Source organism: Coprococcus aceti, assembly GCF_025567285.1.
Lineage (GTDB): Bacteria > Bacillota > Clostridia > Lachnospirales > Lachnospiraceae > Coprococcus > Coprococcus aceti.
Genome location: NZ_JAOQJT010000003.1, coordinates 139,991 through 162,194, shown reverse-complemented (window position 1 = coordinate 162,194; position 22,204 = coordinate 139,991). Strand labels below are relative to the sequence as shown.

At 42.2% G+C, this 22,204-nt stretch carries 16 protein-coding genes and 1 pseudogene; 6 read left to right on the top strand and 11 right to left on the bottom strand.

Going from position 1 to position 22,204, the window contains the following annotated elements; all coding sequences use genetic code 11:
* Positions 1 to 26: 26 nt before the first annotated feature.
* Together OCV54_RS05625 and OCV54_RS05620 are read right to left on the bottom strand one after the other, a co-directional pair.
* Positions 27 to 2,117 (bottom strand): fibronectin type III domain-containing protein, encoded by a 2,091-nt coding sequence (locus OCV54_RS05625; protein ID WP_055223022.1) that lies wholly within the window; start codon positions 2,115 to 2,117, stop codon positions 27 to 29.
* A gap of 33 nt (positions 2,118 to 2,150) precedes the next feature.
* Positions 2,151 to 5,300 (bottom strand): transglutaminase domain-containing protein, encoded by a 3,150-nt coding sequence (locus OCV54_RS05620; RefSeq protein ID WP_055223020.1) that lies wholly within the window; start codon positions 5,298 to 5,300, stop codon positions 2,151 to 2,153.
* Between the two features lie 416 nt (positions 5,301 to 5,716).
* Between OCV54_RS05620 and OCV54_RS05615 the strand changes: the two genes are divergently transcribed.
* Complete coding sequence (locus tag OCV54_RS05615; protein ID WP_055223018.1) at positions 5,717 to 7,753, top strand: beta-galactosidase; 2,037 nt, start codon at positions 5,717 to 5,719, stop codon at positions 7,751 to 7,753.
* A 119-nt stretch (positions 7,754 to 7,872) separates the two neighbouring features.
* Here OCV54_RS05615 and pap read toward each other — a convergent pair whose 3' ends face one another.
* The 4 genes from pap to OCV54_RS05595 all read right to left on the bottom strand — a co-directional run bounded on the left by pap (position 7,873) and on the right by OCV54_RS05595 (position 13,194).
* Positions 7,873 to 9,357 carry a polyphosphate:AMP phosphotransferase gene (pap, locus tag OCV54_RS05610; RefSeq protein WP_055223016.1) on the bottom strand — a complete coding sequence of 495 codons (1,485 nt, stop codon included), beginning with the start codon at positions 9,355 to 9,357 and terminating at the stop codon, positions 7,873 to 7,875.
* Between the two features lie 897 nt (positions 9,358 to 10,254).
* Complete coding sequence (locus OCV54_RS05605) at positions 10,255 to 10,971, bottom strand: glutamine amidotransferase (RefSeq protein ID WP_022215872.1); 717 nt, start codon at positions 10,969 to 10,971, stop codon at positions 10,255 to 10,257.
* Complete coding sequence (locus OCV54_RS05600; RefSeq protein WP_022215873.1) at positions 10,971 to 12,341, bottom strand: Mur ligase family protein; 1,371 nt, start codon at positions 12,339 to 12,341, stop codon at positions 10,971 to 10,973. Before OCV54_RS05600 ends, OCV54_RS05605 begins: the two co-directional genes overlap by 1 nt.
* Before the next feature lie 91 nt (positions 12,342 to 12,432).
* Positions 12,433 to 13,194, bottom strand: a complete 762-nt coding sequence (locus OCV54_RS05595; protein WP_015533664.1) for a helix-turn-helix transcriptional regulator — start codon at positions 13,192 to 13,194, stop codon at positions 12,433 to 12,435.
* Between the two features lie 191 nt (positions 13,195 to 13,385).
* Here OCV54_RS05595 and OCV54_RS05590 point away from each other — a divergent pair, with 191 nt between their 5' ends.
* Positions 13,386 to 14,417 (top strand): glycoside hydrolase family 5 protein, encoded by a 1,032-nt coding sequence (locus OCV54_RS05590; protein ID WP_055223012.1) that lies wholly within the window; start codon positions 13,386 to 13,388, stop codon positions 14,415 to 14,417.
* 82 nt (positions 14,418 to 14,499) lie between these two features.
* Here OCV54_RS05590 and rlmD read toward each other — a convergent pair whose 3' ends face one another.
* The 4 genes from rlmD to OCV54_RS05570 all read right to left on the bottom strand — a co-directional run bounded on the left by rlmD (position 14,500) and on the right by OCV54_RS05570 (position 18,188).
* On the bottom strand, positions 14,500 to 15,864 hold the full coding sequence (rlmD, locus tag OCV54_RS05585; RefSeq protein WP_055223009.1) for a 23S rRNA (uracil(1939)-C(5))-methyltransferase RlmD: 1,365 nt from the start codon (positions 15,862 to 15,864) through the stop codon (positions 14,500 to 14,502).
* Positions 15,865 to 15,875: 11 nt separating this feature from the next.
* Positions 15,876 to 16,418: a prolyl-tRNA synthetase associated domain-containing protein gene (locus OCV54_RS05580; RefSeq protein WP_015533662.1), complete on the bottom strand. Its 543-nt coding sequence runs from the start codon at positions 16,416 to 16,418 to the stop codon at positions 15,876 to 15,878.
* A 143-nt stretch (positions 16,419 to 16,561) separates the two neighbouring features.
* Positions 16,562 to 17,059: a low molecular weight protein-tyrosine-phosphatase gene (locus tag OCV54_RS05575; protein WP_015533661.1), complete on the bottom strand. Its 498-nt coding sequence runs from the start codon at positions 17,057 to 17,059 to the stop codon at positions 16,562 to 16,564.
* A 232-nt stretch (positions 17,060 to 17,291) separates the two neighbouring features.
* Positions 17,292 to 18,188: a LysR family transcriptional regulator gene (locus tag OCV54_RS05570; RefSeq protein ID WP_015533660.1), complete on the bottom strand. Its 897-nt coding sequence runs from the start codon at positions 18,186 to 18,188 to the stop codon at positions 17,292 to 17,294.
* A 109-nt stretch (positions 18,189 to 18,297) separates the two neighbouring features.
* Here OCV54_RS05570 and OCV54_RS05565 point away from each other — a divergent pair, with 109 nt between their 5' ends.
* The 3 genes from OCV54_RS05565 to OCV54_RS05555 are packed head-to-tail and all read left to right on the top strand — an operon-like array spanning position 18,298 to position 20,726.
* Positions 18,298 to 19,131 (top strand): ABC transporter ATP-binding protein, encoded by an 834-nt coding sequence (locus OCV54_RS05565; protein ID WP_055223007.1) that lies wholly within the window; start codon positions 18,298 to 18,300, stop codon positions 19,129 to 19,131.
* Complete coding sequence (locus OCV54_RS05560) at positions 19,128 to 19,919, top strand: ABC transporter permease (RefSeq protein ID WP_055223005.1); 792 nt, start codon at positions 19,128 to 19,130, stop codon at positions 19,917 to 19,919. Before OCV54_RS05565 ends, OCV54_RS05560 begins: the two co-directional genes overlap by 4 nt.
* Positions 19,920 to 19,922: 3 nt before the next feature.
* A complete protein-coding gene (locus tag OCV54_RS05555; protein WP_055223003.1) occupies positions 19,923 to 20,726 on the top strand; it encodes an ABC transporter permease in 804 nt (267 codons plus the stop codon).
* Between the two features lie 70 nt (positions 20,727 to 20,796).
* Here the strand turns inward: OCV54_RS05555 and OCV54_RS05550 are convergent.
* Positions 20,797 to 21,531, bottom strand: a pseudogene (locus OCV54_RS05550) (site-specific integrase); the annotation flags it as partial.
* A 94-nt stretch (positions 21,532 to 21,625) separates the two neighbouring features.
* On the opposite strand from OCV54_RS05550, the gene OCV54_RS05545 reads away from it, so the two are divergent.
* On the top strand, positions 21,626 to 21,970 hold the full coding sequence (locus tag OCV54_RS05545; protein WP_015533659.1) for a winged helix-turn-helix transcriptional regulator: 345 nt from the start codon (positions 21,626 to 21,628) through the stop codon (positions 21,968 to 21,970).
* Positions 21,971 to 22,204: the final 234 nt, after the last annotated feature.

Here is a 22,204-nt window from a genome sequence, read left to right as displayed (position 1 = left end):
TATTTTTTACGCGCTCTATTTACTTTTTATCTGTACTTGACACTAGCCTTCTTGTAGGTTCCTGCCGTCTTTCCTTTGTATGGTTTTACAAAGTATGTGTACTTTGTTCCTGACTTCACACGGCGGTCAAGATATGTTCTGGTCTTTGCTTTCACAACCTTCACACATTTGAATCTGCCGCTGCCTGTCTTTTTGTATATCTTATAGCCGGCGGCTCCCTTTGTCTTCTTCCAGGAGACTCTTACTCCCTGTGAGGTATTCTTTGCTCTTGCGGTCGTGCAACCTATATAATACTGGCTCTTTGCCTTGGAGCCGCCCTTTGTATAGCTGTTGTATGCCGATACTCTGTATGTGTAGGTCTTTCCTCCTACAACAGATCTGTCTACCATTGATCTCACAGAGCTTCCCTTCACTGTCTTTATAAGTCTGTATGCACCCTTGCCTGTGCGTCTGTATACCTTATAACCGGTGGCTCTTGAATCGGTATTCCAGGTGAGGCTTATTCCCTTACCTGTATTCTTCGTTTTGACCGTCACCGTCGCAAGCTTCAATTTGTCAAGTGTGACATTCTTGGTATATCCGCAGTTGCTGCATTTGTACTTCTGCGATCCCTGGGATGTGAATGTCGGCTGTTTTGTAACCTCTCCCGCCTGCCATTTGTGGCTCATACATGCTCCGAGATAATAAGCGTCCTTTCTTGTACAGGATGGAGTGTCGGAAACCCAGATCACAACATCATTTCCGTAATATCCCATTCCATATATGTTTACACCTGATACATACTTCTGTCTTATGTCATATATAGCCCACGCCTTGCGCTCATTTACCTCAAGATCTATCCATGCAACATATCTCGATGTGCAGAAATAGAGCTTTTCCTGTGCAAGGAACATTGTTCCATACTGTTTGTTAAGTGCCGTACCATCTGTATCCAGCCATTCATCCTGCCCGGTAAATATCGTTGTATTTACACCGTTGGTGAAGCTGTACTTGTTTATCTGATAGTATGATGACTGGCTGCCCTGCTTTATGCTGTACCAGTAGCCCTTTCTATAAAAGATTACCTTCTCAACGCCATTCCAGAACTGGCCTTTTTCATATCGCTTATCCGTGGCATTGCTGTATGTTCCCTTCCATACATTTCCCACCTTTGTGTCATATCTGCCAAGATAATAATCGCTGCTGGCGGCCTTAGTCTTACTGTTCAGGGTGTCAAAGCTTACAAGGAAATAATCATGCATCGACCTTCCCGGTATATCACTTGCGGGATCATCCCAGGTTGCGTCAACGTGATACCACTTTCCACCTATATTTACAACATTCCACGCATGGTTTACATACTGGCTTGTGGCAACTCCACACGGAACCCCGGCTTTCCTGAGGAAATACCACATGGTCTCCGCATATCCCTGACACACGCTGCTCCTCTTAACCAATACACCATACATATCATACATGTGGTCTCTTCCGGTTGTTGGATCAAATTCCTTAGCCCCGCTGGTGTCATATGCAACTGTGGATGTCAGGAACTCATGATATGCAAGCACGATCTCTGCCGGCTTCATGTTCTTTGTATTTATCTGCTTGTTCACTTCCGCTATGGCTGCATCCAACTGCTTCTTTTCGGTTCGGGCATTTGGCTTGTATGAGAACTTCAGATACACGACCTTTCCTGTGGTCTGGTCATACAGATAACTGTATCTTGCCACATACACGACCTCGGGATGCGCATTCATTGCGGTTGTGACTACATTTGCAACATTTCGTGTGGTCAATCCCCAGCTCTTTACATTGAGTCTCGGTGAAAATTTCTCCACAGCGCCGACAATGGCACTCTCATATTTCTTTGAATTTGCCGCTGCCAGTGACGCTTCCGATGAATCCGATGCTTCATCTTCTATTATCTGTCCGCCAAATTGCAGGATACCTGAAGTATCGCCCTCCTGCTCAAGCAACTGACCATAGCTGCTCTGTGATGAGTCATACTGTTCCTGAGTATCTTCCGCAAATGCTGGTATTTTTCCGCCGTACAGCACACACGCAGCGATGACGCCCACCACAAATATCATCCTGATACGCCGCACAGCTTCTGTGAGTCTTACATTTTCATATTTCATTCTTTTTCTCCCTTATAATTACGCAGTAAGCATCTACCTTTTTATTTTCTTCTGCGGTGACGCTACACTGTATGTCTTATTATTCACTGCCTTCACAATGTAATAATAAGTCTGACCTTTCTTTGCCGTTTTGTCTGTCCAACTGAGAGTTTTCGCTGTTACAGTCTTGACTGCCCTGTATTTGCCTGTTGGTGTCTTTCTATACACAATGTATTTTTTTGCACCGGCAGACTTTTTCCAGGAAAGTTTCACTCCCTGTGCTGACTTCCTGACCGTGACAACCGGAGCCTTGATGTAGAGAATACTTGCCTCTGTATATCCACTGAGTACATTTCCATTATATGCCTTTACACAGTAGTAATACCTGTTTCCTGACTTGACTGTCTTGTCTACATAGCTTGTCGTTCCCGACTTGACTGTCTTGATGCATACATATCTTCCCTTGGCGGTTCTCCTGTATATCTTGTAACCAGATGCCCCTGACGCTTTATTCCAGGTAAGCTTTATCGCGCCGGCCTGCTGTGCAGACTTTACGGTTACCTTCGCAAGCTTCAGCCTTGCAATTGTGACCTGCTTTGCTGCGCCACATGTCTTGCACGTATATTTCCTGACTCCTGTAGCTGTATATGTAGCTTTCTTAGTAACCGTTCCATTATCCCATGCATGGGTCGTACATACAAGCTTAGCTATAGTCTTGGTCTTTGTCTCGCCACAGTTTGTACAGGTGTACTTTCTTGTTCCCTCTGTCTTGTATGTTGGCTGTTTTGTCACTACTCCGGCATCCCATGCATGATTTGTACATACAAGCCTGGCTATAGTCTCAGTCTTTGTCTCGCCACAGTTTGTACAGGTGTACTTCCTGGTTCCCTCTGTCTTGTATGTTGGCTGTTTTGTCACTACCCCGGCATCCCATGCATGATTTGTACATACAAGCCTGGCTATAGTCTCTGTCTTTGTCTCGCCACAGTTCTCACATGTATATTTCTTTGTACCTGTGTTTGTATACGTAGGTGCTGTTACAATTACTCCGGCATCCCATGCATGCTCGGTACATACAAGCTTAGCTATAGTCTCGGTCTTTGTCTCACCGCAGTTCTCACATGTATATTTCTTTGTACCTGTGCTTGTATACGTAGGTGCTGTTACTACTACTCCAGCATCCCATACATGCTCGGTGCACACCAGCTTGGCTATAGTCTCGGTCTTTGTCTCGCCACAGTTTGTACAGGTGTACTTCTTGGTTCCCTCTGTCTTGTATGTTGGCTGTTTTATCACTACTCCGGCATCCCATGCATGATCTGTACATACAAGCTTAGCTATAGTCTCGGTCTTTGTCTCGCCACAGTTTGTACAGGTGTACTTTCTTGTTCCCTCTGTCTTGTATGTTGGTTGTATTGTCACTACTCCGGCATCCCATGCATGATTTGTACATACCAGCTTGGCTATCGTTTCGGTCTTGGTTGTTCCGCAATTCTTACACGTATACTTCTTGGTTCCCTCTGTCTTGTATGTCGGCGCTGTCACAACCTTGCCGCTATCCCACACGTGGCTCGTACATACAAGTTTGGCTATCGTTTCGCTCTTGGTCTCACCGCAGTTTGTACAGGTGTACTTCTTGGTTCCTGTACTTGTGTAGGTCGGCTCCTTTGTCACCACTCCAGCATCCCACTTGTGGCTTATGCACATCTCGAATGTATACTCGGCATACTCCTTGTTATACTTGCTTGAATTGCTTGAATCCTTAGTTTTCTTTATATTAGGAGAATCTGTAATAAAATACACCAGCTTACCATACTGTTCTCCAAACGCATATAAATTATTTCCTGTTGAACTATTATACTGTGTTCGTATATTTATAAGCTCTGTAGGAGTTACATTTGTTGATGTTATATCTATCTTGTTCAAGCTATCCGGAGTAGTAAAATATAAATTATCACCTCGGAGATATATTGAACTATAAACACCAGGATAATACCCACCACTCGGAGTTGTCCATTTTGCAGTGCCCGAATACAAAACCTTGTTTATGTTAGTCGAATACTGGTACTTATTTATGTTAAATGATGTTTTCGAACTGCCCTCACCTATGCTGTACCAATAACCGTCTTTATAAAAAATAGCTTTCTCAATACCATTCCAGAACTTACCACTCTCATAAGTGGCGTCCACCGCTGTCGTATATTTATCTCCCCACTGTGCGCTGACAACCATATCCGTTCTGTCCTTAGTATGGTTGATGAGTGTATTCTTATTCATTGTATCAAAGCTGACAAGGAAATAATCATGATATGATCTTCCAGGCATATCCCACACCGGATCGTCCCAAGTTGCATCTATGTGATACCATTTTCCATGTATCTTAACTATGTTCCACGCGTGATTGATATTTTCACTTGATGCGATTGCACATGAAAGACCAGCCTCTCTTAGCAGATAAAACATAGTCTCGGCATATCCCTGACACACACAACTATGTTTAATCAAAGCTCCATACATATCGTACCCGTGATTTGCAGCAATCGTTCCATTGAAATAATCCTCATATGCATATGCAACTGTGGATGTGAGATACTCATGATATGCAAGTACTATCTCTTCATCGCTCATTCCACTGGTATCTATCTTGCTCTTGACTTCCTGAAGTGCAGTATCAAGCTCCTGCTGCTCCTCCTTTGCATTTGTCAAATATGTAAATTCTATTTTGGTGATCGTGGAGCCAGAAGTCCAATATCTATAGCCTCCCGACAGACTGATAAACTCAGGATGAGAATTGATAATAGATCTTACTGCCCCGTTATCAATATCGTCGCTCGTAAGGCCAAGTCCCGATACATCTATATTCGTCTGCCACGCCTTGATTCCTTCAACAATACGCTCCTCCAGAGCTGCTGCGTTATATGTAGATGCCAGTGTAGCCACACCATCCTGCAGCTCAGTTACAACGCCAAGTCCGCCTTTCTGCAAAGTGTCGTCCAGATCATCATACCCTACTGTAACCTGACTCTCATCTGAACTTACCCGAGTCTGATCAGATGCATATGCTCCCACTTTACCGCCTGGCAATAGCACAACCGCCGCTGAAAATGCCAAGGCACCGATACAGATTTTTCTGCTCAGCCCCCTTAACAACTCAGACCTTATACTGCCTGCCACCACTCTATATGATTTCCTCTTTTTTATCATAAAACTCCTCCTTAAACTATACGTTCCAACCTTATATTTTCCGTTCATCCCTCAATACTTTTATTATATAGATTTTTGACACTGTTCGATAGCTTTTTACCTCACTTTTGTACATCTTGTAAGAATTGACAAATTGCGCAACTTTGAGCAATTCATGATATCTTAATCATAAGCAATTATATCTCTTATTTCAAGCCGTTTTTCTTAATTATATACAATATTGTCCTGATGAATGGCAGTGTATATATTTTGTATATTTTGCACAAATTAAAATGTATTGTCAAATTACAATTGAATTATTTGTCTATTTGTGCTACCTTTAAATAGCAAGCTGTGCAACCGTTTGCGCATATATTCTACACTTAAAACAGATCACATAGAGCACATTACCTTTATTTATAGGAGATGACAGATAAATGAACAAAAACAAGCTTTTTCCACAGATAAACGGAATACTACACGGCGGTGATTACAATGCTGAACAGTGGCTCGACCGCCCTGATATTCTGGCAAAGGATATCGAGATGATGAAGGAGGCAGGAATGACTTCCGCTACTCTTGGGGTTTTCTCATGGTCAGCATACGAACCTGTTGAGGGCGAATACCATTTTGACTGGCTGAAGGATGTTATGGACAACCTGTATAATGCAGGCATTTACACCATTCTTGCCACGCCATCGGGCGGCAAACCGGCATGGATGGCACAGAAGTATCCTGAGATCAGGCGTGTGGATTCATATGACGTCAGGGAACATCAGGGCGTCCGTGAGAACCACTGCATGAGCTCACCTGTATACAGAGAAAAAGTTGCCAATATCATCCGTCAGCTCCACGCCCATGTGGGAAACCATCCGGGACTCATCATGTGGCATGTGTCAAATGAGCTTGGTGGCGAGTGCTACTGCCGTCTCTGTGTGAAAAGATTTCAGAATTACCTCGCAGAGAAGTTCGACCACGACATAAACAAGCTGAACAAAGCATGGTGGACCACCTTCTGGAGTCACTCATACAACAGCTTCTCACAGATTGAGCCGCCATACAAAAATGGTGATTTCAGTATCATGGGGCTGAATCTCGAATGGAAGAGATTTACCACATGGAACATGAACGATTACATGAAATCAGAGATAACGCTCCTCCGTGAACTCACCCCTGAAATACCTATAACAACCAACTTTATGCAGCTCTACGATGGTCTTGACTACAGACCAATGGCAAAGGAACTTGATGTGATCTCATGGGATTCATACCCTAGATTCCACAACGACTATGAAAGCCTTGCGGATGTCATGGGGCAGAACACATTTGACCACGCAGTCATGAGATCCATGAAGAAGGATAAGCCTTTCATGCTTATGGAGAGTGCTCCGGGGCTTGTAAATTGGCATCCATATAACAAACTCAAAAGACCGGGCATCCACAAGCTGTTCTCATACAACGCTATAGCCTGCGGTTCTGACACTGTTCAGTACTTCCAGTGGCGAAAGGGCAGGGGCTCATTTGAACAGTATCACGGTGCCGTTGTTGACCATCTCGGAACAAATGACACCAGAATATTCAAGGAGGTTGCCGCCCTCGGCGCAGAGCTTGATGGGCTCTCCGAGATAACCGGCACACTCATCAGATCAAAGGTTGCACTGCTGTTCGACTGGGACAATATGTGGGCCATAGATGATGTCAAGGCTCTGGGGCAGGAATCAAAAAAATATCCTGAGACCTGTATGTCTGTATACAAAGAGCTGACAAAGCGCGGCGTTGACGTGGACGTCATTGCATCCGATGAACCACTCGACGATTACGATGTGGTTGTTGCACCTATGCTCTACATGCTGAGAGATGGCGCAGCCGAGTCTCTTGCCGCATTTGTAAAGAGGGGCGGACAGCTTCTATCCACTTACTTTACGGGCTATGTAGACAAGGATCAGCTCTGTATACTCGGTGGATTCCCGGGAAATGGACTTGCAGATGTATTTGGAATCATCAGTGAAGAGATAGACACCCTGTATCCATCTGACAGAAACAGCGTGAGCTTCACAGATGGCAGTTCATGCGAACTCCGTGACTATGCTGAGATCCTGAGAGTCGGAACGGCGGATGTACTTGGAACCTACGATTCTGATTTCTACGCCGGAAATGCAGCAGTGACAGTGAACAGCTACGGCGAGGGCAAGGCCTACTACGTGGCTGCAAGAATAGATTACAGTAAACTCGGTGAGATCATGGAGCAGATGATGGTGAACGCCGGTATCGCCATAAAAGATCTCCCTGACGGAGTTCAGTATCACTGCAGATATGCAGATGACGGAACTGCATATGGATTTTACCTGAACAACACCAACGAACCTCAGACAATATCTGAAGTTCACGGAACCGACATTCAGACGAAGAATATATTTGATGGCAAAATGGAATTGGCTCCGTTTGGAGTATCCATCATCAAGGAAAATAATTAAATCTGATAATAACTTTTTCCTTCCTTAAACCTTTTTGAAAAAGGCGGTGATACTTCTGTTGTGTATCACCGCCTTATGTGTTCTATTTCCAGCATGGACTCTCAGTCCTATATGCATTTTTAGTTCTTTTCAACCTGCTCCAGCTTATCCTCTATCGCCTTGATAACGATCTTGAGGGCTTTTATTCTGGCATACTTCTTGTCATTTGACTCCAATATGTGCCATGGCGCAAAGCTGGTGTTAGTCTTTTCCAGCATCTCATCCACCGCAGTCTCATAGTCATCCCATTTGTCACGGTTGCGCCAGTCCTCATCTGTGATCTTCCAGCGTTTCTCAGGCGTGTTCTGTCTGAGTGTGAATCTCTCAAGCTGTGTATCTTTGTCAATCTGAACCCAAAATTTGATGACTACAGCTCCCCAGTCGTGCAGTTCCTTCTCAAATTCATTTATCTCATTGTACGCCCGCTGCCAATCATTCTCCGAGCAGAAACCCTCAAGTCTCTCAACCATGACTCTGCCATACCATGTTCTGTCAAATATAGCCACATGCCCAGACTTTGGAAGTCTTGTCCAAAATCTCCACAGAAAATGCCTTGCCTTCTCGTGTGGCTCCGGACTTGCTATAGGATTTACCACATAACCTCTCGCATCAAGTGCCTCCGCTATCCTTTTGATATTTCCACCTTTGCCTGCCGCATCCCAACCTTCGTAGCCTATGATAACAGGTATCCTCTTCTGGTAAAGCTCATTGTGCAGTCTGCCGAGTTTCTTCTGCAGCTTGTCAAGTTCCTCCTTGTACTCCTCATCCGTCAGTTTCTTGTCGAGAGACACCTCGGAAAGTTTCGGGATCTTCTTGAGCGCAAATGTATTCTGCAGTATAGGTACAGCATGCCCCTGATTGAGCAGCGCAGTCTCTATTCCCTGATTGATGATATCGAGTATCTGAAGTTCTGCCCATTTTCTCTCCTTTGCATCTATCATGTACCACGGTGCATTTGACAGATTGGTGTCATACATAAAGCTGTCAAATGCCTCAAGATACTCGTCATACTTTTTGTTCTGCTTCAGATCATGCTTAGACACTCTCCAGTTTGTCGTATCATCTTCAAGAAGTGTTTCAAGCCTCTTCTTCTGCTCGTGCTTGTCTATCTGGAAGAAAAATTTCATGACCAGATATCCGTTGTCCGCCAGAGTCCTCTCAAATCTCTTGGTGCTGTCAACTCTCTTCCGGTATTCCTTATCTGACAGCTCCCCGGACATCTTGCCACCTACTATGTCCCTCATCCAGCCACCATCCAGAAATGCAAACTCCCCCTGTTCCGGTATTCTCGTAAAATACTTGTACAGGAATGGTCTGCGTTTTTCCTCGTCTGTGGAATATTTCACTGACTCAACGTTGAAAAATCTCGGATCCATATTCTTGATGATCCTTCCGACAAGACTTCCCTTACCTGCAGCCCCCCAGCCTTCAAATATGACAAATACAGGTATCTTGCCTTCCTTTACCTTGATCTGATTGCGTGTCAGATTCTCTCTGGCGATCTTTAATCGAGTGTCTATCTCATCATCCGATGGACGCTCCGGCTTGTTCCAGTCCTTTAACATGTAACCCACTGCTCCTTTCACATTGTCTCTTCATTTGTTTTTTTCTTGCGATATCAACGAGAACCCGTTCGGCGGAGCCGAACATGGAGCGCGGCAGCGCGAGGGTTCGAGTCTGCTAAAAGCAAGAAGAAAAATGCGCGACGCGAAGCGGCATTNAATGCCGCTTCGCGTCGCGCATTTTTCTTCTTGCTTTTAGCAGACTCGAACCCTCGCGCTGCCGCGCTCCATGTTCGGCTCCGCCGAACGGGTTCTCGTTGATATCGCAAGAAAAAAACAAATGCCGCTTCGCGTCGTGCTTTTTCCTTCTTGCTTTTGGCAGACTCGAACCCTCGCGCTGCCGCGCTCCATGTTCGGCTCCGCCGAACGGGTTCTCGTTGATATCGCAAGAAAAAAACAAATGCCGCTTCGCGTCGCTTGTTTTTTCTTCTTGCGATATCATTATACTACTTTCTTTTGAGTTGATACATCTGAAAAAACATTAAGATATGTGAGGAAAATGAATGTTGCGAAGGTAAAATTCATATGATATAATGTCAGCAACAATGAAACAAGAAATTCTGACATATGCTTTCCCAAAAGCATAACGAAAACCCCAGTAGTTGGCGCTACTGGGGTTTTCTCCGTCTTTTAAAGGCGACGTACTCCTTGGGCTGATTACCACTTACTTATCTCCGTTCTGCCACTGCGATCCTCCCTTTCCTAGCCTGTCTAGGGGTGGCAACATCTGTATTGTGACATATTATCTTTTTCTTTTCAATGGGTTTACATAACTATACAAAATGTATAGTTTTATACATTACTACATATAAAATCCCCGGCAGCATACTGACATATGTCCTGGATTTCAGGTACATATCAAAGGCCACCGGGGCTTAATTATCACTATAATTCTCTATATTATGACAGCTCCAGATCAGGTTTGCCATACTCAGCAAGTTTCACATCATATGCCTTGCGCATAGCTGCCTCAAATGGTATCTCTTTCATAGGAGCATCCAGTTTTTCCAACAGATAATGTACAAAATCAGGATTCTGAATGAGCAGTGGTCCATGAATGTATGTCGCAATTACTCTGTTCTTGCAGATTCCCTCATTCATGGTATCAGGATTGCTGCCCTGTCCGATCTCCACCTTGCAGAATGTCATATCATCAGGTATTCCGTAAGTGTGTGCAAATCGGCTTGTGTATCCGATGAGTGTCATATCGTTGAACTTCGCCTTGATGAGCGTGTTGAAACGATTCGGAGTCTGGCGGACTGAGTACATGCCCGGAACAACGCCAAGTCCTGTAACTCTGGTTCCATCCTCTCTCTTGATATAATCACCAAGGAGTTCCATGGAATTGCCAACCAGAAGGAAAAGCGCCTTTCCATCCTTCATGCATGCTGCGATCTCGTCCTTGTACTGCATCAGTCTGTCAAGCACGAGCTCCTGGCTCTTCTCGCTCATGGAACACATATACACCATGTCTATATTCTCTTTGAGGAAGAGTGGCTTCTCATTAAGTCCTGTTGTCACAAATTCCGCATCCGGCAGACATTTCTGCAGGTACATTGTATTTCCTTTGTCACCGTAGAGTGTACATATTTCCGGATATAAAATCTCAATCTTCATTATTTGTCACCCTCCAGTCTCTTGATTATCTTCTTCTTCATCTCACATGACATTCCGTAATTCTCACAGTCGTACAGGATATATATTCTGTCAACACCATCTATAGTCACATCGTCTGCCGCAGCGACCTCGCTGAGATTTGTGAGTATCTTCTCCTCAGGGATACCAGCCAGTAAGCATCTCACCTTGTGGTCGTAGCATCTAGGTCCTGTGCAGATGACCTGTACAACATCATCCCTGTTGAACTGCTCATACTCCAGATCGTATATCCAGCCTGAGAACTCTATACTCTTCTGTCTGTCCTCAAGATCGTCCATCGCAAGGAGGATAGCCTTCTTGCCCTCCTCATTTGCCACATACTCAAATGTTCTGGATGAAGAAACCGCACTCTGTCCCTTTGAGAGCGCCTGGATTACTGTAACACCATTCACTGTAGTCTCGTTGTGGCGGGAATCCGGTATATGGATCTGACCCATGAGTTCCTTGATTCTCTCAGCCGAGAGACCGATCTCGCGCAGTGCCGAGATAACTGTAACTTCATTATATATATTGAAGAGAGCTGTATGGATCAGCGGATAAACTGTCTTCTTGTCTCCCTCCTGTATAGTAATTGTCATCTTCTCTCTGTCTATGTCGGTTGCCAGATACTTCTTGTCTGGTGAGTGAAGTCCACACTTCGGGCATACCACATCGCCGATGTGATGATATCTGAGGTAATTGTACTTCAGCTTCTCGCCGCAGTTAGGGCAGATCTGGTAATCCGCGATAAGGTTGTATGGCTCGGTCTTGTCATCAGGCTGCTTGCCGATTCCATAGAACACTCTGTAGCTGTCTTTCTTCAACATGCTTGAGCAAAGCTCGTCCGCATTCAGGATAACCTTTGCAGAATCAGGGCAGTAGGTATCTATGACACTGAAAATATAGTCAGGGTGAGCATTTCTCTTGAGTGAATCTCTGAAAAGTCCTGTTACAACAAGATAATCCGGCTTCACATATGGAAGTATCAGCCTTGAAGCACGCTCGTCCACCTCAAATACAGTGGCATCCACTCTGACCTTTCCCGTAAATGTAAGGCTGTTGATGACATTTGTCGTACAGCCAGGGACGATATTGGAACCTGTTCTGTTGCTGACAACTCTTCTTCCATCCTTCTCCAAAACATCAGTTATCAGGTTACTACAGGTGGTCTTACCATTTGTTCCTGTGACACATATCGTAAGCGGTGCCTTGGGCGCCTGTGCCAGGAAATCCGGACATATCTTCAGGGCGATAACTCCAGGTGTATGCGTACCGTTCCTACCCAGGAGCTGGATGAGTCCCTTGCTCAGTTTGGCGGCTGCGAGAGCCACATGAAATCTAAAAGATGACATAGCTATTCATTCTCCTTATATATACAAATAAAACTCATGTAATTCTACAACCTTTGACAGATGTTGTCAATTATACCAGCACATAACAAGACTATGATTTCGCCTCTTTCCAGTGTTTCCTGTAATTTATCCTGCGATATGAATTCGGAGTCGATCCATATTTTGTCTTGAAGCATTTTGCAAAATAGCTTCCGCTGGCAAATGCCAGATATTGCGATATCTCCGTACAGGAAAAATCTGAATACAGAAGCATATTTCTGGCAGTCTGAAGCTTCTTCTCCATGATGTAATCTGAGATTGTCTGACCGACCTCCTTATGAAATAGTTTGCTCAGATAAGAGCGTTCCACTCCCACAAATTCTGAGATCTCTGTAATTTCTATTCTTTCATGCAGATGATCATACACATAGTCCATCGCCCTTACACAATGAGGTGATATAGCAGCTTTCTTTTTCACCTTTTTCATCCGCCTGGCATAGTCCATAATCAGTTGGTTATGTACATCTATGATCTGCCGTTCTGTCTGCGCCTTGTCCAGCTTATTAATATAGAAGTCACTGAGATTGTAACTCTCCATCTCCTCCATCCCCTCTTCTATGCAAAATCTGGAAATCATTGCCACTAGCACTATCTCGTGATATCTCCTATTGCGAACCTTGTCATCTGACAATATTCCTCTTGCAGCAAGAACAGCCTCATCCTCATCGCCTGTCAGCAACATTCCAGACAAAGCTTTCACATCACCGCTGCTCACAAGCTGATAAAAATCGAGCTCATTGTCGTATGTGGAATGTGCCAGTCCATATTCCCTCTGGACAAACTGCTGTTTTACTATCTCATTCGATATCTTCATTGTCTTTCTGCCTTTCCTCTGTGATATTCATATATCTCTATCACACATTTGTTATATAATTGACACATTTATTATATTCTCTTATCAACGCAAATGCTACTATAAAGTCACAGAAAACGAAACTGATAAGCACTCCCGAACGGCAAATGAGTGCAATATATAATTTATTATTTCACAGGAGGTTATGGTTTATGAGAAATTTAGACGGATTCAAAAAAGGAGTAAACTTAGGTGGATGGCTTTCACAGGGACCACTTGACAAGGAGCATCTTGACACATTTATCACAGAAAAAGATATTGCAAGAATAGCATCTTGGGGACTTGACCATGTTCGTCTTCCTATCGATTACGATAATTTTGAAAACGAGGACGGAAGTGACAAGGAAGGCGGCTACGCTTACATCGATTCATGCATTGAGTGGTGCCGGAAGTACAAACTCAACATGGTCCTTGATCTGCACAAGACATATGGATATATATTTGACGACGAGGCTCATCTTCTTGAATTCTTCCATGAGAAACCTCTTCAGGAAAGATTCTATGGAATATGGAGAAAGCTCATAGACAGATATGCAAAGGATGCAGACATAATGATGTTCGAGCCGCTGAACGAGGTCGTAAGTCCGACCGTTGTAAACGAGTGGAACGAAATATCAAGCAAATGCATCGAGATCATCCGTGCGAAAGCACCTACTGCCAAGATCCTGCTCGGTGGGGTTGGCTACAATGCTGTTACATCTATAAAGCTTCTCCCTCATCACAACGATGAGAACATAGTTTACAATTTCCACTGTTACGAGCCAATGGTATTTACCCACCAGTCTGCTTACTGGGTAACAGGTATGCCTTCAGATTTTCATATCGAATATCCGGGGGATTTCAATGACTACATGGAGAAATCCCGCCAGATCGAAGGGTGTATGCATGGGGCCATCACCGAGAGTAGCCTTGGACTTAATTCCATCGGACCTGATTTGTTCGAAAAAATGTTTCTCGACGGCATCAAGGCTGTTGAAGAAAGAGACGGATTTATGTACTGCGGCGAATATGGTGTTATAGATCAGGCACCACTTGACGGAACTCTGAACTGGTACAAAGATATCCATTCTGTATTTGAAAAGTACGGAATAGGCCGCGCCGCATGGAACTACAAAGAAAAAGACTATGGTCTTGAAGGCGAACACTACGCTCCTATCATCGATGAGCTTGTCAAATATATGTAACGTGATTTAATTTACGATAAAACCTTCCATTTTTATAAACGGAGCCGGTTCTCACTCATAGAGAACCGGCTTTTTGTTAATTTTATCCACGATGTACCGCACCCGCCCTTGTGAGGAGCACCACGGTCTCTACCCCGCGAGTGAGCGGGAACATGTCCACAGGGGTCATCTTGATTACCTGATAGCCGTGCTTTGTCATATATTTCAGATCCCGGGCAAGACTCTCCGGTCCGCAGGATATATACACAACCCTTTTAGGTCCAAGTGTGATGACCGATGACATGAACTCCTCTGTACTTCCAGATCTCGGAGGATCCATGAATACCACATCTACGCTGTCACCCTCCTCAGCGACATCGACCATAAATCTGCCGGCGTCGTTGCTGTAAATATCAACATTCTGTATCTTGTTCATCTTCACATTCACCCGGGCATCGTGCACAGCGGCTTCATTCAACTCCACGCCTATGACCTTCTTTGCACGGTCGCTTGCAGCTATGCCTATGGTTCCTATACCGCAGTAGGCATCGATCACAGTCTCCTTCTTCTTGAGATCCGCGTACTTGATGGCTTTGCCATAGAGGACCTCCGTCTGCTCCGGATTGACCTGATAGAAGCTGCCCGGCGATATACGGAAACGCTTTCCGCATAGGATATCCTCTATATAACCTTTGCCGTAAACAACCTGATTTCTGTCGCCTATGACCATGCTGGTGTCCTTCATGTTGATATTCTGGACAATCGTTGTGATCTCCGGATGAGCCGTCACAAGTGTCTTTGCGAGATTCTTCTTGGACGGGAATACCGGCGACGCTGTAACTATGATCACCATGATCTGCCCAGTCTTTCTTCCAACTCTTATCTGCAAATGCCTGATAAGTCCGGTTCCTGTATCCTCGTTGTATATCTGGAGCTTGAACGACTTTATCAGTCCGGCAAATGTTCTGATGATGTCCGCAGCCTTCTCATCCTCCACATAACAGTCCTCGACTGGAAGTATATTGTGTGTTCCCTCCTCGTACACCCCGGAAATTATTTCTCCGCTCTTCATTCTCCTGAATGCCGCAGTGACCTTATTCCTGTAGTGATACGGATTCTTCATGCCTATTATCTTGTCCACAGGACCAAATACGCTGAGCAGGTCATCTATATACTTCTGTTTCTCAGCAAGCTGCTGCTCATATGGCATATCCACATACTGACAGCCACCGCACAGGTGGGATATAGGACATTTGCTGTTCGGGTTGAGCTTATATTGTGATGAGTGTGCCTGTCGCGGTTTTCCCTGTACAGCTTTACCTTTGCTTCCTGTTTTTATTTGTTTCTCTCCACCTGTTACATCGTACTTTCTGCTATGTGACTGTCCTTTTCTCTTGTTTACGCTGCCACTCGTTTTATTATTTTCTTCTCTGCGAGGCTTGCCCCCGTTTCTTCGCTCTGCCATCATTTTTACCACTCCTATTCTCCAGTGAGCGTCACCTTGATCATATCGTGGTGAACCGCCTCAAGAAACTTTCCAAATATATCCTCCGTCCTGACCTTCATACTTGATGTGTTCACACACGGATGGCATCCAAGATACTCGCCCTTCATAACATCCTCGTCAACAAGCAGCTGCACATAATTCTCATGGTCATTCATGAGACCCATGACGCTGACCGCCCCCGGCCTGATATCCAGATACTTCTCCATATCCTCCGGCGATGCAAATGAAAGTCTCGCGCTGCCTATCTGCGATGTGATCTCCTTTGTCTTGAACGGCTTGTCGCCCGGCATCATGAGCAGATAGAACTGCGTCTTCTGCCTGTTGCACAAAAACAGATTCTTACAAATGGTTGCCCCAAGCACCGCATCTATCTCGCTGCAAACTTCCATTGTGTCTGCTGGAGCATGATCTGTGCGCCAATACTCTATGCCGTGATCATCAAGGAAATCATAAACTCTGATCTCCCTCTCAAGTCGTCCTTCATTTGTATCCGGTCTGCCTTTGTATAATTCCATTTGTGTGCCCTCCGTTGGTGGTTTATATATTTTCTCTCATGCATTTACGCGTAAATCATATCACGTTTCTTGTGGTGTTGCTATATAAAACAAGCAATATAAAATCAATATAAAACCATGCCTTCGAGAGTGTAAACACATATCTACAACCTATTGCCTTGCCTGAGATACTCAAGAAATCCCTCGCATCCCTGACACACATCCCTGTATGTCTCATCAAATCGTCCTGTATACCACGGATCAGCTATAGATTGTCCATATCTTCCCGCATAATCGAGCAGCAAATGTATCTTGTCCTGGTAGTCCGGACCGGTTATGCGCATTGTGTTCCTCACATTTGCTGTATCTGCGCAGAGCAGGTAATCATAATATTCATAATCCCGCCTTGTAACCTGCCTGGCCCTCTTGCCACTAAAATCTGTATAAGCCGTCTTACCTATGCCATGCGCCCTCAGCACTTCCTGCGCCGGTGGGTATATCGGATTGCCTTTTCCGCCCCAGATCTCCTCAGTGCTGGTGGCCGCAGAAGCTATATCAAATTTATCTGCTATGCTGAGTTTTTCTACCATGTCCTTGAGGACGAACTCAGAGATGGGGGAACGGCAGATGTTGCCGTGGCAGATGAATAAAACTCTAATCATAAATTTCTCCTGTTCTAAAATGCCCTATATTGCCCTATTTTGCAAGGATTTATCGACTTTTCCGGGCATCGTATTTTTCTTCTCTAAAACTACACTTTTTGCGAAATAATGCAAAACGGAGCAAATCAATGCCTTGTGTAGTAGTCAAATCGTAGTCAGTTAAGGGGATTCAGACTACGGATGGGGGTGTGCAACAATAATAAAAATATTTTATATTAATCGCTGCACAGATCTAAGCAATATTTTCATTAGTATTTTCCAATATTATTTCAATCAATCCTTCTATTGCTGAATTTAAATGCTTGTCTTTATGAATAAAAATCTGTGAAAATATAGCAAAATCATTTCCTCCCCAATCAAGTCTCTTTAGAGAGCCGTTTTCTATTTCTTCTTTGGCTACCATATCTGGTATGAAAGCTACACCTAATTGATTTATTGCAAACTGTTTTAATATTTCTTTTCTGCTTGTCTCTATTCCAATTTTAGGAGTAACGGAATACTTTGCCAAATCCTGAATAAGCATTAATCTGAAATTACAGCTATGCGAAGTAAGGAGCAATGGAATATTTTCTAAATCTGTTTCCTTAATACGATTTCTGTTTGCAAGCGGATATTCGGGGCTTGCATAGAACCCTAATGTTTCAGGTTTCTTATGTAGCATGACCAATTCTGGTGATTCAATGTAAGGATTCAAGGTATAAACCAAATCTAAAGCTCCCTGTTTTAACATCGAAGGAAATGTATCATGAGTAATAAATTGAAGCTCTATTACTATTTTAGGGAATCTCTTTTTATATTCCAGCAGAATATGGGGCAATATGTTATAACACAAAGATTCAGAAACCCCTAACCTTAATATTCCTGTAGGATCTTCTGATTTTGGTACTTCTAGTAATATTTCTCTTTCCAGTTGCAGCATTTTTTGTGCATATATTAATAATCTTTTACCCTCTAATGTTAGAACAATATTTTTTCCTAACCGTTCAAACAAAAGACAATTCAACTCTTCCTCCAGCTGTTTAATTTGTGTCGTAACCGTTGATTGAGCATATCCCAACATATTTGAAGCAGCTGTGAAACTTCCTGCTTCAGTTATTTTTAAAAAAGTTTCTAATTGTACTATTGTCATTTTATCGCCCTCTTATCAAATTAAATGAACTTCATCATTCGTTATTTCAATTTTACCGATACACAATTTAATGATATCATACAAGAAAAAAGAAAGGAATGCAACCAATATGAGCATAGAAGTTGAACACTTAACAAAAAGCTATAAAATAAAAAAACGTTCCATTAGGGACAACTCTATCAAATACCTTGTTGCAAAAAAATATTCTTTTGCAACTGCTGTAAATGACATTTCTTTTACCATTCAAACAGGTGATATTGTGGGATTTATAGGTGCAAATGGCGCTGGGAAATCTACAACCATAAAAATGCTGACTGGTATCCTTACTCCGGACAAGGGTACAATTTCTGTCAATGGGTTGAACTTTAATGAAAACAGAAAAGAGATTATGCGAAAAATCGGTGTTGTATTTGGACAGAGAAGTGTACTTTGCTGGGACATTCCAGTAATTGAATCTTTTAAGCTCTTTAAGGATATGTATCGCATTCCTGAAAATATTTATAATGAAAACATTGAGATATTTTCCGATATCTTAAATCTGTCCGAATTCATGTTCAAACCGCCACGGCTTCTAAGTCTTGGTCAAAGAATGAAAGCAGATTTAGCGGCAGCCTTATTACATAACCCTGAAGTACTGTTTCTTGATGAACCCACTATAGGGATAGATGTTTTGGCAAAAGCAAAAATACGAGATTTTATTTGTAAAATGAATCACATAAAAAAAACCACTATTATTCTGACAACTCACGATATCTCAGACATTGAATCACTATGCCAGAAAATGCTTATAATTGATAAAGGCACTCTTTTATACAACGGTACATTAGATGAATTGAAAAGTAAATACAATTCTATTCATAACGAGGTTCTCTTTCAAAAGGATCAGATGAACAACTCTCTTGAACAAATAATAAGAAACATATACGAAGGAGAATGCCTATGAAGATATATATTGATTACATATTAATCGGGATTAAGGAACATATGGTTTATCCAAGTGCAATATGGGCCAGATTTCTGTCAAGGTTACTATATTTGTACTTGCAATTTTCCATATGGAATGCCCTTTTTCTATCAAACAGTCAAACAAACCTAATATTAAATCAAGAAGATACCTTAAAATATATTGTTGTTGCCACCATAGTTTCTTCTTTTATGGAATGCAATACAACCGAATGGATAAATACTCAGATTCAATCTGGAAATATTGTCACAGAATTGATTAGACCGATTGATTTCAGAAAAATGGTCTTCTCCCGACATTTAGGAGACACCCTTGTAAAAATTGCGTTCTGCTGTATTCCAGTAAGTATTATTGCAATGGTTATTATGCCCACACATATATTGTATCACACACAATTTTTTTTGGGAGTACTTTCAATTATATTGGCTTATTGTATTCAATTCTTGTATTCTCTTATCATAGGATTATTATCATTTTGGCTCATTGTAACATGGCCTCTGAATATGTTTTTGGGAGCAGTATATAAGCTATTATCAGGAGTATGGATTCCTGTAACAATGTTTCCAGATTTATTATTCAAAATAAATCAGTTTCTTCCGTTCCGTGCAATTTATGCCATTCCTGTAACAATCTTAACGCAACGGATGGAATCCCAAACAATTACAGCAGCACTAACAACTCAAGTGATATGGATTCTTTTATTATATTTTATAACGGATTTTATCTGGATCATTGGAAAAAGGAAACTGATAGTACAAGGAGGATAGACGATGAATTATATTAGAATATATCTACGCTTTGTCATAATATATATGAAAGGCAAACTAGAGTATCATTTTTCACTCTTACTTGAACTGATAGCTAATACAATATTGATCGGTATATATTTTGCCGGTTTTAATGTTATATTCTATAATTTCAACAATATTGTCGGTTGGAACAAATATGAAGTCCTTTTTATGTTTACAACAAGCTGGTTGTCCTATTCTTTTAGCTGTTTCTTTTTTTGGAGTCCTATGCGAGATATAGGCGAACTGGTTCGCAGCGGGAAATTCGACTTATATTTGACTCGTCCCATAAATCCATTTATATATTTAGTTTTGCAGCAATTCCAATATACATTTTTACCACGATTATTTTTCTCTATATATTTTTGGATATATAGCTTACAAAGACTTTCAATCCAATGGACTGTGACTGATGTTATATATTATAGCTTAAACCTGCTTTCTGGATTTGTTATATTTTCTGCAATTACCGTCATTACTGGAACAATCAGCTTTTGGACAGTAAAAAGTGAAGAAATTGTTTCCTTACTGACTGATAACAATTATGGGCTCAAAAACTTTTGTGATTATCCGATACAAATATATTCAAAAGGGATGCAAGTATTACTTACCTTTGTTGTTCCTTATGCACTTACCGGATATTATCCTGTAGCAAATCTACTTGGAAAAAACTTGCCACATCTATGGATTGCCCATATTTCACCAATTATTGCTTTGGTCATGGCAATAATTGCATATAATTTTTGGCACTTTGGAGTGAAACACTATGGAAGTACCGGTGCATAGAAAAACGGTCACACAAAACGTGTGACCGTCTATGGCCTGAGTGCCACCAATCTATATCAATATTCTATTTTTAAACCACCTTGAACATATTCTGTTTCAAAGGCTTATCGTCCTTGTCCGAAATCCCCATCTCTTTTCTGGCATTTTCCAATCCCTGCATTTTCTGAAGTTCTTTCTCTGCATCCTCAAGTCCAACGTGGGTGTAAACATTAAGTGTCACAGCAATATCCGAATGTCCCATCAGATATTGCAGTGTTTTAGTATTCATTCCCGATTTAGCCATGTTGGAGCAATATGTATGACGGCATACATGGGGTGTGATATTTGGCATCTGTACCTTATAAATCTCGTTATACCTGCCAACCATACTGTTAAATCTGTGTTCCCAATGCATGGCAACCAACGGCATTCCTTTCTTATCCAGAAAAAGAAATCCAGTATATCCACCTACCACTTTCTCCACTTTATATTCCGGTCTGTCTTGAATGATTGCTCGAAACATTTCTGTAACTTCTTTTGTCATTGGAATTACCCTTGTTCCGGCATTCGTCTTTGTCGGCTCAATCACATACTCCATCTTCGAAGTTCTCTGCAACTGATGGTCGATATTGATGGTTTTTTTCTCTAAATCAATATCTTTCATCGTCAATCCACAAAACTCCGAAATTCTCATACCTGTATGAAAAAGAATGTATATTACTTCATAATACTTGCAGTAAACTACATCATCATGTACAAACTTTAAGAATTTTCGCATCTGATCCTTTGTAATTGCCTCCCTTGTGACAGCATCATTTACTACTAAGTACATTAGTATAGGTTACCTGATATTAAAAAAGACACTACCTTGATATTCATTAAATGATATTTTATAATTTGTATACAAAGGAGGGGCTATTATGGCTGATAACAAATTTTCTCGTAGTCAGAGTCTTATGGCAAGCTGCGTTCCGATGACCAAGTTGCAGTCCGTTATTGGAGGGAAATGGAAAATTTTAATTATGTGGTACATTTCAGTTTATAAAGTACAACGCTTGGGGGAATTACAAAGAAGAATTGGCAATGAAATTACAAAATCAACTCTTACCAAACAGTTAAGGGAATTGGAAAATGACGGATGGATCAATCGTCAGATTTATCAAGAAATACCTCCCAGAGTAGAATACACCCTTACAGAATTAGCCGAAAGCTTTGTTCCAATTTTAGAGCAAATGAAAGAATGGAGCGAAACACATTTATGCTAATCCTGTTTTCCATAAGAGTACTACTTCCCTAAGTAATCAACTATCGACACACCCTCCGGGAGTGTCGGTAACACTCATAGCAAGCACTGCCCATGTCATGACACATAGGCTGAAATTTACTTTTATGCCACAGGCACAACCCGTAAATTTCCATAGGGAAGTATCCCTAACCCTCTTATATTTTTTAAGTCACTTTTCACAGCAAAATCATTGACCTTCTTCTGCAATTTTGCT

Excerpts from the sequence above, each read along its gene's own strand:
- OCV54_RS05580 (WP_015533662.1), bottom strand. The coding sequence starts at position 16,418 with ATGGAATTATACAAAGGCAGACCGGATACAAATGAAGGACGACTTGAG.
- OCV54_RS05560 (WP_055223005.1), top strand. The coding sequence starts at position 19,128 with ATGAAGATATATATTGATTACATATTAATCGGGATTAAGGAACATATG.
- OCV54_RS05595 (WP_015533664.1), bottom strand. The coding sequence starts at position 13,194 with ATGAAGATATCGAATGAGATAGTAAAACAGCAGTTTGTCCAGAGGGAA.
- OCV54_RS05565 (WP_055223007.1), top strand. The coding sequence starts at position 18,298 with ATGAGCATAGAAGTTGAACACTTAACAAAAAGCTATAAAATAAAAAAA.
- OCV54_RS05600 (WP_022215873.1), bottom strand. The coding sequence starts at position 12,341 with ATGTCATCTTTTAGATTTCATGTGGCTCTCGCAGCCGCCAAACTGAGC.
- OCV54_RS05570 (WP_015533660.1), bottom strand. The coding sequence starts at position 18,188 with ATGACAATAGTACAATTAGAAACTTTTTTAAAAATAACTGAAGCAGGA.
- pap (WP_055223016.1), bottom strand. The coding sequence starts at position 9,357 with ATGTTAAAGGACTGGAACAAGCCGGAGCGTCCATCGGATGATGAGATA.
- rlmD (WP_055223009.1), bottom strand. The coding sequence starts at position 15,864 with ATGATGGCAGAGCGAAGAAACGGGGGCAAGCCTCGCAGAGAAGAAAAT.
- OCV54_RS05615 (WP_055223018.1), top strand. The coding sequence starts at position 5,717 with ATGAACAAAAACAAGCTTTTTCCACAGATAAACGGAATACTACACGGC.
- OCV54_RS05590 (WP_055223012.1), top strand. The coding sequence starts at position 13,386 with ATGAGAAATTTAGACGGATTCAAAAAAGGAGTAAACTTAGGTGGATGG.
- OCV54_RS05620 (WP_055223020.1), bottom strand. The coding sequence starts at position 5,300 with ATGATAAAAAAGAGGAAATCATATAGAGTGGTGGCAGGCAGTATAAGG.
- OCV54_RS05575 (WP_015533661.1), bottom strand. The coding sequence starts at position 17,059 with ATGATTAGAGTTTTATTCATCTGCCACGGCAACATCTGCCGTTCCCCC.
- OCV54_RS05555 (WP_055223003.1), top strand. The coding sequence starts at position 19,923 with ATGAATTATATTAGAATATATCTACGCTTTGTCATAATATATATGAAA.
- OCV54_RS05625 (WP_055223022.1), bottom strand. The coding sequence starts at position 2,117 with ATGAAATATGAAAATGTAAGACTCACAGAAGCTGTGCGGCGTATCAGG.
- OCV54_RS05545 (WP_015533659.1), top strand. The coding sequence starts at position 21,626 with ATGGCTGATAACAAATTTTCTCGTAGTCAGAGTCTTATGGCAAGCTGC.
- OCV54_RS05605 (WP_022215872.1), bottom strand. The coding sequence starts at position 10,971 with ATGAAGATTGAGATTTTATATCCGGAAATATGTACACTCTACGGTGAC.